The sequence below is a fragment of the Mesorhizobium sp. M7A.F.Ca.CA.002.09.1.1 genome, from assembly GCF_003998555.1.
GTDB lineage: Bacteria > Pseudomonadota > Alphaproteobacteria > Rhizobiales > Rhizobiaceae > Mesorhizobium > Mesorhizobium ciceri.
In genome coordinates this window covers 1-10,292 of sequence record NZ_RZRR01000087.1, presented here as the reverse complement: position 1 = coordinate 10,292, position 10,292 = coordinate 1, and the positions used below count along the sequence as shown (strand labels likewise).

The following is a 10,292-nucleotide window of genomic DNA, read 5'->3' as shown; positions in this document are numbered from 1 at the left end:
GTGCTGCGCCCAGCCGTCGCGCGGCTCGATGTCGACTGCCTCGCGGCCAAGCTGCTCGGCCCTGACATAGTCACCCATTTCCTCCAGCCCGAAAGCCTGCATGCCGAGCATGGCGTGGTAGCCGGGCATGCCGCTTTGCCACGAAGGCAGGGCACGAGCGATGCGGTCGCGCAGCATGCGGGCATTGCCGGTGAAGAAATCGATCTGGTGGCCGACCTGCAGCGCCAGCCCGTCGCGCGGGGTCTCGATGGTGATGTCCTCGAGAACGCGGCTGGCCTCATGCCAGCGCCCGCTGGCGAGATGGCCAAGGGCCGAGACATGCGCCCGCTCGCGCGTGGTCGCGGCAAGCGGCAGTGCGGCCTCGTGGCAAGCCTTGGCCACGGCCGTCGCCTCCCGCTCGGTGGCGAGGCCGAACAGATATCCCTTGAAGACATGGGCCATGACGAAGCCGGGATCTTCCGCGATGGCGCGGTCGACGGAAGCTACGGGATCGCCGATGAAGCACTGCAGTTCACGCACTGCCTGGCTGTAAGGCGTGAATCCCGCCTCCGTCGCGCCCGAAAGTGCCAGGCCGAATGCGTCCCTGATTGCCATGCGATGTCCTTTATCGACCCGTGACAGGCCCTTGATCCTTCGGCCCAAAGCGATCCTAAAGCATAGGCCACGGACACGCCAACCGTGCGCTACGCCAGACCTTTCAGTAGTCTTTGCAGTTTAGCAACCATGCGGGGCAGATTAGGCTTTGTAAAATTGAATGAATTGTGTCTTCATTGCGGCGGCTGGCGGGGGCTGGAAATCGCGAATCGAGAGGGGACGCGATGCGGCATGTGAAGAACTCGCTTCCGAACAGTCGTTCGGCGGATGCGCAGGTGACAATTGCTTCGCAACGGCGAAAGCCGCATCCGTTACATCCGTGGCTTATTAGCATCCTCTCAACTACAGCTTTTGCGTTGCTGCCCAACTCCGCCGCGTTTGCCGCATGCGTGCTGGCTCCATCCGCCGGAAACACCGTCTACACCTGTGACAGCGGCGACTCAGCCGGCAGCCTCACCGATCTCGACGGCGACAACACGCTGAATTTTCCCGCCGGCGGCACCGGGCAGATATCAGGCAATGTGACCTTTGGCGTCGGCACGGACCGGCATCGACATGCAGTCAGGCACCATAACCGGCACCGTCGATCAGGGTGGCGGCACGGATTTCTTCAAAATTGGCGCGGGCACCGTCACCGGCAATGTCCAGCAGGGCGCCGGCATCGACGACTTCAACATGAGCGGCGGCCAGATCGGCTCGCTCAACCAGGGCGACGGCCTCGACACCTTCACCATGACCGGCGGACGCATCGTCGATTTCTTCGACGATGGCGACCACGCCGTGATGACCGGTGGCCGCATCGGCCGGGTCAACATGAAGCTCGATCAGAACTATTTCAACATGTCAGGCGGCACCATCGACCGCAACCTCGTCACTGGCTTCGACAAGGACACGATCATCCTGTCGGGCGGCACCATCGGCGGCAACATCAGCGTCAGCGGCGGCAATGACAGCGTCACGGTCACCGGCGGCACGGTCGGTGGCGATATACTGATGAGCTTTGGCGCCGACAATTTCGTCTGGAACGGTGGCGGCATCATCTATGGTTCCGTCGATCTCGGCGGCGATAACGACACCGCCAGGCTCAGCAACCTCACCAACGCCAATCTCGGTGCCACGGATGCCATATCAGGTGGTGCCGGCACCGATGCGCTGACCCTGGACAACGTCAAACTGGATGGCGTCAGCCGGCTCCAGAACTGGGAAAGCATCGACGCCACCAATGACACCCAGCTGACGATGGACAGCAATCTGGTGCTCGGCGACAGCGGCACCGGCACGGGTTCGCTCAGTGTCGATGCCGCAAGCACGCTCTACGGCGGCGGCTTCAATGCGGCGATCCAGGCGTTTACGGCAGGCCAGCTGGCGCAGGTCACCAATGCCGGGCGCATCGACCTGACCAATGGCAGCACCGGCGCCACCGACAGCCTGACGATTTCGGGCAATTATGTCGGCCTGGGTGGCCTGCTGCTTATCCAGACCGAGCTCGGTGACGATTCCTCCGCATCCGACAAGTTGGTCCTGTCGAGCGGAACGGCTTCCGGTTCGACCGGCATCTCCGTGGTCAATCTCGGCGGCGCGGGGGCTGCGACCACGCAGGACGGCATCATGGTCATCCAGGCAATCAACGGCGCCACCTCGGGCGCCACGACATTCGCGCTCGACGCCCCGGTCGCCGCCGGGGCCTTTGAATATTATCTGTTCAAGGGCGGCGTCAGCGCCGGCAGCGAGGAGAACTGGTACCTGCGCTCGACGCTGAACACGCCGGCCCCGCCGGCCGCAGCCCCGCCGGCGCTGGAGCCTGCTCCGCCGCCGGCACCTGAGCCGCCGGCGGCCGAACCGCCGCCGCCGCCGCCCATCGACCCTGCGCCGCCGCCTCCGCCGGAATCCACCCCCGGCGATCCCGATCCGGTTGATCCGGCGCCGCCGGTCGTGCCGACCGATCCGCCGCCCGCGACACCACCGGCACCACCACCGGCACCAGTGGCGGATCCGCCCCCGCCACCGCCGGTGGTGCCAACTGAGGTGCCCGACCTGCCGACACCGGCGGCGGGCGAGGAAATCCTGCTCTATCGCATCGAGGTTCCGGTCTATTCGGCCTTGCCGCCGGTCGCCGAACATCTGGCGATGACGACGCTCGGCACATTCCACGAACGGCGCGGCGAGCAGAGCCTGTTGTCGAACACCGAGCTGTCGCCGGTCTGGGGCCGCATCTTCGGTCAGGACAGCAAGATGGCCTATTCAGGAACGGTATCGCCGTCCTTTGACGGCACCCTGTTCGGCCTCCAGGCGGGCTTCGATCTGTTCGGCCGCGAAACCGCGTCGGGCCAGACCGATCGCGCCGGCCTGTTCGTCGCCTATGCCAGCATGAATGGCGACGTGCGCGGCCAGGCGCTGGGCAGGGACAATCTGTCCGTCGGCAGCATGGATATCAACGGCACCAGTATCGGCGGCTACTGGACCCGGATCGGTCAGGGTGGCTGGTACCTGGACGGCGTCCTCATGGCCACCTTCTTCGGCGGCAACGCAACATCGTCGCGCGACATTGGCATCGACGTCGGCGGGACCGGCGTCACCGCTTCGCTGGAAGGCGGCTATCCCATCGCGCTGGCGCAAGGCTGGACGCTTGAACCGCAGGCGCAACTGGTCTGGCAGCAATTGTCGCTCGACGATGCGTCGGACCGCTTTGCTTCGGTTTCCTTCGATACGGACGGCAGCGTGACCGGCCGGCTCGGCGCACGGCTGCAAGGCGAAACAGCGATCAATGGCATGGCGCTGCAGCCGTATCTCAAGGCCAACATCTGGCACGATTTCGGCGGCACCAGCCATGTCAATTTCGACACCACCGACATCTCGACCGAGGGCAGATCGACCTCGTTCGAGTTCGGCGGCGGCGTGATTGCCAAGGTGACGGACAAGGTCAGCATCTTCGCCACCGGCGACTACACCACCAATCTCGGTGGCGACAAGCGTCGGATCCTCGAAGGCAATCTGGGCTTCAGCGTCAAATGGTAAGGCCGGTCAAAAAGACAGCTTAATTGCTGGAACGCATCGCCACCGTGGCGATGCCGGCGCCGACCAGCAGCGTACCGCCGGTGCGGTTGAAGATGCGGATCGCCTTGGGATTGCGCACCACGTTGCGTGCGCGTGCCGCGATCAGCGCATAGCCGAAGGCATTGGCGAAGGCGAGCGCCAGGAAGGTCGTCTCGAAGATCAGCATCTGCGTCCAGAAATCGGCGTGCCGGTCGAGGAACTGCGGCAGGAAGGCAACGAAGAACGTGATGCTTTTCGGGTTGAGCGCGGTGACCAGCCAGGCGTGCGCCATCATCTTGGCCGAGGAGACCGCGTCGGTGCGCGGTTCGGCCTTCAACGCGCCGCCGGCGCGAAACAGTTTCACGCCAAGATAGATCAGATAACCGGCGCCGATCAGCTTCAGGATGGTGAAGACGGTCGCCGAGGCCGCCAGCAGCGCGCCGATACCCAGCATCGACAACGTCATCGCAGTGAAATCCCCCAACGCCACGCCGACGGCCATCGGCAGAGCGGTACGCCAGCCCTGGCCCAGCGCATAGGACACGACCAGCAGGATGGTCGGACCTGGAATGATGAGAAGGATCGTCGATGCGGCAGCGAAGGCGGCCCAGTTTTCGAAGGACATGCTCGTCTCCTTTGAGCTTAAAGAAGAGGATAAATCCTTAGGCCCGGGAGAATGTAAAGAGGCGATTTCCCTAACTGCGCCAGCGGCAGATCGGTGTCAGTTCGCGCCGCTCAGCGTGCTCACTATATCGGCCAGGCTGACATTGGCACCGAGAACGGTTGCCGCCGCGACAATGGCAGCGGCAAAAAGCTTGATGTCGGTTTTTAAGGTCTTGCACATGGAGGCCCCTCGCTGATGGTTCGAGGAGTAGGAGACGCCGGCGCCGGGAATATGACTCGACCGAGGTCTTTTTGTGCAGCAGCCTTCGTTCAAGTTCAGGCAAGAAGGTCGAACATCGCCAAGGCCATGCGCAAATGCAGGCTGTGCAAGGTCTTCACGCTTTATCAACCATGAATGAGGAAAATGCCTGCTATCCGGCCGGACCGTGCTTCCCGCCGACAGCGTAGGGTCTGGGTATATGCGTGAGTTGCCGCAAGGTCTGACGCCGCCGCGAAATGGCGACGCAATCGAAACCGATCATCATCTTTCCCGCCGCGCCATCCTGTCCGGGGCAGGGGCGCTTGCGCTGCTGAGCGCCGCCGGTTGCTCGACCTCGGGCGGCGGCCTGCCGGCGCTCGAGCTCGACGACGTCACCACGGGTTCCGTGCGGCCGATCCGGCCAAGCATCAGCGTCGACAAGAACGTCACCAGTCCCGGGGTCATGTATGCCGGGCTGACCGACGGCGGCTTCAACGTTCCGGAAGTGCCATATCTGAAGGTCAAGCCGGAATTCCGCCGCCAGATCGTCGTCGACACGACAGGCGAGGCGCCCGGCACCATCGTCGTCCATCTCAAGGAGCGCATGCTCTATTTGGTCCAGCCGGGCGGCGATGCCATCCGTTATGGCGTCGGCATCGGCAAGGACGGTTTCCGCTGGTCCGGCCGCGCCAACATCCAGTACGGCAGGGAATGGCCGACCTGGACGCCGCCGCCGGAGATGATCGCCCGCAAGCCTGAACTGGTGAAATGGCAGGCCGGACAGCCCGGCGGCCTCACCAATCCGCTCGGCGCGCGTGCCCTCTACATCTACCAGGACGGCAAGGACACCGGCTATCGCATCCACGGTTCGCCCGAATGGTGGAGCATCGGGCAAGCGATGTCGTCGGGCTGCGTGCGCCTGATCAACCAGGACATCATCGACCTCTACAGCCGCGTCTCCAAGAAAAATCCGGTCGTCGTCGTCTGACGCTTATGCGGCGTGTTGGCGCCGCTCGAAACTCCCGTTGCGCGATGCGACAAGACAGGCCAAGGTGCCTTGAAAACCATCGCGCCGGGAGAAATCAAGCATGGCTGGAACGTTTGTCATCGCGCAGGGCGGCGGCCCAACCGCCGTCATCAACCAGACGGTTGTCGGGGCGACGCTGGAGATCCGCAAGCGGCATCCCGGTGCCAAGGTGCTGGGCTCGATCCATGGCGTGCGCGGCATCCGTGACGGCAATTATGTCGACCTTTCCGCCATTCCGGAAGACCGCCTGCGGCTGATTGCCGGCACGCCGAGCGCCGCCCTCGGCTCGACGCGCGACAAGCCCGACGCCGCCTATTGCGATGTCATCCTCAACGGCCTGAAGAAGGCCGGCGCCGACGCCTTCATCTATATCGGCGGCAACGACACGTCGGGTACCCAGCAGATCCTGACCGACGCCGCCGGCGGCTCAATTGCCTTTGTTCATGCGCCAAAAACCATCGACAATGATCTCGAGGAAAACGACCACACGCCGGGCTTTATTTCGGCGGCCGAGTTCGTCGCCGGCGCCTTCCTGTCCGTCGATCTCGATTTTCGCGCGCTGCCCGGCATCTATGTCGGCATCGTCATGGGCCGGCATGCGGGCTTCCTGACCGCGGCTGCCGCTGCCTGGCAGCTCGACCCCGACAGCGGCCCTCATCTCGTCTACGTGCCCGAGCGGCCGTTCTCGGCCGCTGGCTTCATCGACGACGTGCGTGCCACGCTCGATCGCCACAAGCGCTGCATCGTCGCCGTTTCGGAAGGCGTCAGCACCGCCGACGGCAAGGCATTGGTCGAAAGCCTGGTGCCGCCGGACAAGCTTGAGCGCGACGCGCATGGCAACGTCAAGCTGTCGGGCAGCGACCTGCCGGCCGCACTCGAGCGCGCGTTGGCGGAAGGCCTGCCCGGCAAGCGTGCCCGCGTCGACGCGCTCGGCTACATGCCGCGCGGCTATATCGGCGCCATCAGCGCGGTCGACGCGCAGGAGGCTTTCGATGCCGGCGCTTTCGCGGTCACCGTCGCCGAACAGGGCGGCGGCTCGGTGGCGCTGCAATATGACGGCACCAGAACGGTGCTGAAGAAAGTGCCGCTCAAGAACGTCGCCGGCAAGACCCGCCACATGCCTGACGATTTCATGAAGCCCGACGTCAATCAGCTGTCGGATGCCGGCATGGCCTATCTCAAGCGGCTGGTGCCGGAAAAGTACAAGGTCGGGAAGCCCTTCGTCTGATGCCGGGCTCACACCTGATGCCCGGCTCACTTCGTATGCCGGACTCACACTTGATGCCGAGCTGGTTCAGCAGGAGCGTGGTCGACGGCAAGACGACGATGCTGACCGAGCCCTTCGTGCATGCCTATGTTCGGGCCAATATCTGGCATCTGCGCGGTCGCGATGCCGACCTGCTCGTCGACACCGGTATGGGCATCTGTCCGCTGGCGCCGCAGATCGAGACGCCGCAGGGCAAGCCGTTGCTGGTCGTTGCCACCCACATCCATCTCGACCACGTCGGCTCGCTGCATGAATTCCCGTTGCGGGCCGGGCCAAGAATGAGCGCGGCTCGGTTCGAGACCATGGATGAGGCCGCGACTTACGCCTACATGTTCCACGACCTCGAGGGTGCCGTCTCGAAACTGCCGGCGTCCGGATGGAAGTCGGCCGACTACAGGATCCCGCCCGCGCCGTTGACGCGAACCCTGGACGAGGGCGATGTCGTCGATCTTGGCGACCGGCAATTTCGCGTGCTGCATTTGCCGGGCCATTCACCGGATTCGATCGCGCTGTTCGACGAGGCCGACGGACTGTTCTTCAGCGGCGATGCCATCTACGACGCCATGCTGATAGACGACCTGCCGGATTCCGACCGGGCCGCCTATATCAGTACGATGCGGCGCCTGCTCGACCTGCCGATCCGTATCGGTCATGGAGGACACGGACCGAGCTTCGACGGCAAGCGCATGCGCGAGATTGCTACGGCCTATCTCGGACGAATCGCCGGTGGCTGAGGCTCCAGCGAGGCAGCAAGGCGCGACCCGACGACTTTGTGACCCTGCCGCCGTGCGGATATTAAATCTTCGTAAGGTCGCCCGAAAACCCTAAATCGGGCCAATCCGCGCCCTAGATGCAAGGCCGTCGATCCGGTTGGCTGCCATGTAGGCGAGACGGGCAATTGCAACCTCGACACGCCGATGACCGATTTCCCGCATGGGAGGCCACGGCGCTGGATCAACTCTCGCCCGGACAAACGACCATGTCAGATATCCTTCGTAGGCATCGCGTCGCGGCCTTGCTGGGCGCTGCGCTGATCATATCCCCCTTCGTCATGTCTTTCGCCCAAAGCGCGGGCAACACCGTTCCGACGACCCAGACACCTGTTGCCGGCATCACTGCGCCCAATGGCTCGTTCGCACCCATCGTTGCCGCCGACAAGCCGGCGGTGGTGACGGTCACCACGGTCATGAAGGCACAGCCTGAAACGATGAGCGATGCCTCTCCTTTCGACGGCGGCTCGCCTTTCGACGACTATTTCCGCCAGTTCTTCGGTGACCAGGGCATGCCGACGCCCAAGACGCCGCCGCAACAGCAACCGCAGCGCGCCGAGGCGCTGGGTTCCGGCTTCATCGTCGCCTCCGACGGCACCATCGTCACCAACAATCACGTCATCGATGGGGCCTCTTCGATCAAGGTGACGCTCGACGACGGCACCGAACTTCCGGCCAAGCTCATCGGCCGCGATGCCAAGAACGATCTCGCCGTGCTGAAGATCAAGTCGGACAAACCCCTGCCGACCGTCAAATGGGGCGATTCCGACAAGCTTATGCCAGGCGACCAGGTGCTGGCCTTCGGCAACCCGTTCGGCATCGGCACCACCGTCACGGCAGGTATCGTCTCGGCGCGCGGCCGTGACCTGCATAGCGGGCCGTTCGACGATTTCATCCAGATCGACGCGCCGATCAACCACGGCAATTCCGGCGGCCCGCTGGTGGATGTCGCGGGCAATGTCGTCGGCATCAACACGGCGATCTATTCGCCCAATGGCGGCAGCGTCGGCGTCGGCTTTGCCATTCCGTCGGACCAGGCCCAGAAGGTGGTGGCCAAGCTGATGAAGGGCGGCTCCATCCAGTACGGCTATCTCGGCGTTCAGATCCAGGAGGTGACACCGGATGTCGCGAGCGCCATCGGGCTCGACCATCCCGGCGGCGCGCTGGTTTCAGAGGTCAATGACGGCTCGCCGGCGGCCAAGGCCGGCATCGAGACGGGCGACGTCATCACCAGCTTTGCCGGGCAGGACGTGAAGGACCCCAAGGACCTGTCGCGGGCGGTCGCCGATGTCGCGCCGGGCGCCATGGAAACGGTCGACGTCTGGCGCAAAGGCAAGCCGATGCGGATTTCCGTCGATGTCGGCCAGAACAGCGCCGATGCGAAGACCGCGTCGCTGGATGACGGGTCCGACACGCCCAGCGCCGGGCGCGCTCCGGCGATAGGGCTCGGCTTGATGGATATAACGCCCGACATTCGCCAGCAGATGAACCTAGCCGGCAAGCAGCACGGCGCGGTGGTTGCCAGCGTCAATCCCGACAAAGCCGCCGCCGCTTCCGGAATACAGGCCGGCGACATCATCGTTGCCGTCAATCAGGTGCCGGTTAAGAACGCCAGGCAGGTAACCCAGGCAATCGCGCAAGCCGGCAAGTCTGGCCGCAAGTCGGTGCTGTTGCTGGTCGAGCGTGGCGACGCTCAGATCTACATCGCGGTGCCTTTTGCCAATGGCTGAGTAATGGCCTTGACGTGAACGGGACCGGCAGGGTTCGTCGGCGACGATCCCCTCCGGCCTCCGGCCGTCAAGATTTTGGTTGCCCGCCACGACATCTTCGAGAACATTGCATCAGGCTGATGTCGGCCCGATGCAGGAGATTGCCGCGATGGTCACCCGAGGTTTCTCTTCAGGACGGCGCCCGCCAACCGATGACGATGCCCGCATCCCGCCCGGCCAATATCTGGAACAGGGTTTTCCGGTGCTGTCGGCCGGTCCGACGCCGCGCGTGCGCACCGAGGATTGGTTTTTCACGCTGAAACATGGGCCACGGCCGATCAAGAAATGGAACTGGGCCGAGTTCAACGCGCTGCCGCTGACCAAGATGAAGCGCGATATCCATTGCGTGACCGCATGGACCAAGTTCGACACGCCGTGGCAGGGCGTGCTGGTCGACGATATCCTTGCCGACGCGGGTGTGGAGCCGCCGACCGGCTTCACGCTGGCGCACGCGTTCGACGGTTACACCACCAATGTGCCGGTCAAGGATCTCACCGCCGGCAAGGCCATGGTCGCGCTGCTCTACGAAGGCAAGCCGATCACGCCGGATCATGGCGGCCCGGCAAGGCTGCTGGTGCCGCATCTCTATTTCTGGAAGTCGGCCAAATGGCTGAACGGCCTGCAATTCACCTCGCGCGACGAGCCCGGTTTCTGGGAATTGCGCGGCTACCATATCTATGGCGACCCATGGCGCGAGCAACGCTACACGAACGATCCATGAGCGATACGGCGGCAGTGCAGTCGCCCTGGCAAACAGCCGGCATCGTCCGCATCGAAAAGCGCACGCCGCGTGTCACCAGCTTCTTTTTTCAGCCGTCTCGGCCCTTCGCCTATCGCGCCGGGCAGCATGTCGACGTCAGGCTGACGGCGCCGGACGGCTATCAGGCGCGCCGCTCCTATTCCATCGCCTCCGCGCCCGAAACGAATGGCGCAATCGAACTGGCGATCGAAAAACTCGACGATGGCGAGG

General features: G+C 64.0%; 8 protein-coding genes and 2 pseudogenes. 7 read left to right on the top strand and 3 right to left on the bottom strand.

The features are described 5' to 3' along the window. A pseudogene (locus tag EN994_RS06375) lies at positions 1-594 on the bottom strand (tetratricopeptide repeat protein); the annotation flags it as partial. Between the two features lie 224 nt (positions 595-818). On the opposite strand from EN994_RS06375, the pseudogene EN994_RS06370 reads away from it, so the two are divergent. Then, positions 819-3,609 (top strand): annotated as a pseudogene (locus tag EN994_RS06370) (autotransporter outer membrane beta-barrel domain-containing protein). Positions 3,610-3,628: 19 nt separating this feature from the next. On the opposite strand, the gene EN994_RS06365 reads toward EN994_RS06370, so the two are convergent. Next, entirely contained in the window at positions 3,629-4,252 is a 624-nt protein-coding gene (locus EN994_RS06365) for a LysE family translocator (RefSeq protein WP_023761181.1), read from the bottom strand. 96 nt (positions 4,253-4,348) lie between these two features. After that, positions 4,349-4,471, bottom strand: a complete 123-nt coding sequence (locus EN994_RS36695) for a hypothetical protein (protein ID WP_013528283.1) — start codon at positions 4,469-4,471, stop codon at positions 4,349-4,351. Between the two features lie 238 nt (positions 4,472-4,709). Here EN994_RS36695 and EN994_RS06355 point away from each other — a divergent pair, with 238 nt between their 5' ends. The 6 genes from EN994_RS06355 to EN994_RS06330 all read left to right on the top strand — a co-directional run. Next, positions 4,710-5,477 (top strand): L,D-transpeptidase, encoded by a 768-nt coding sequence (locus EN994_RS06355; RefSeq protein ID WP_024501964.1) that lies wholly within the window; start codon positions 4,710-4,712, stop codon positions 5,475-5,477. 100 nt (positions 5,478-5,577) lie between these two features. Next, positions 5,578-6,744, top strand: coding sequence for a diphosphate--fructose-6-phosphate 1-phosphotransferase (locus EN994_RS06350; RefSeq protein WP_013528281.1), 1,167 nt, complete (start codon positions 5,578-5,580; stop codon positions 6,742-6,744). Between the two features lie 53 nt (positions 6,745-6,797). Beyond that, positions 6,798-7,517, top strand: a complete 720-nt coding sequence (locus tag EN994_RS06345) for an MBL fold metallo-hydrolase (protein WP_063170437.1) — start codon at positions 6,798-6,800, stop codon at positions 7,515-7,517. A gap of 245 nt (positions 7,518-7,762) precedes the next feature. Beyond that, entirely contained in the window at positions 7,763-9,283 is a 1,521-nt protein-coding gene (locus EN994_RS06340) for a DegQ family serine endoprotease (RefSeq protein ID WP_063169804.1), read from the top strand. A gap of 148 nt (positions 9,284-9,431) precedes the next feature. Then, on the top strand, positions 9,432-10,043 hold the full coding sequence (locus EN994_RS06335; protein WP_127307442.1) for a molybdopterin-dependent oxidoreductase: 612 nt from the start codon (positions 9,432-9,434) through the stop codon (positions 10,041-10,043). Then, positions 10,040-10,292: FAD-binding oxidoreductase (locus EN994_RS06330; RefSeq protein WP_245465991.1), on the top strand; the 253-nt coding region annotated here is incomplete at its 3' end. The genes EN994_RS06335 and EN994_RS06330, both read left to right, overlap by 4 nt.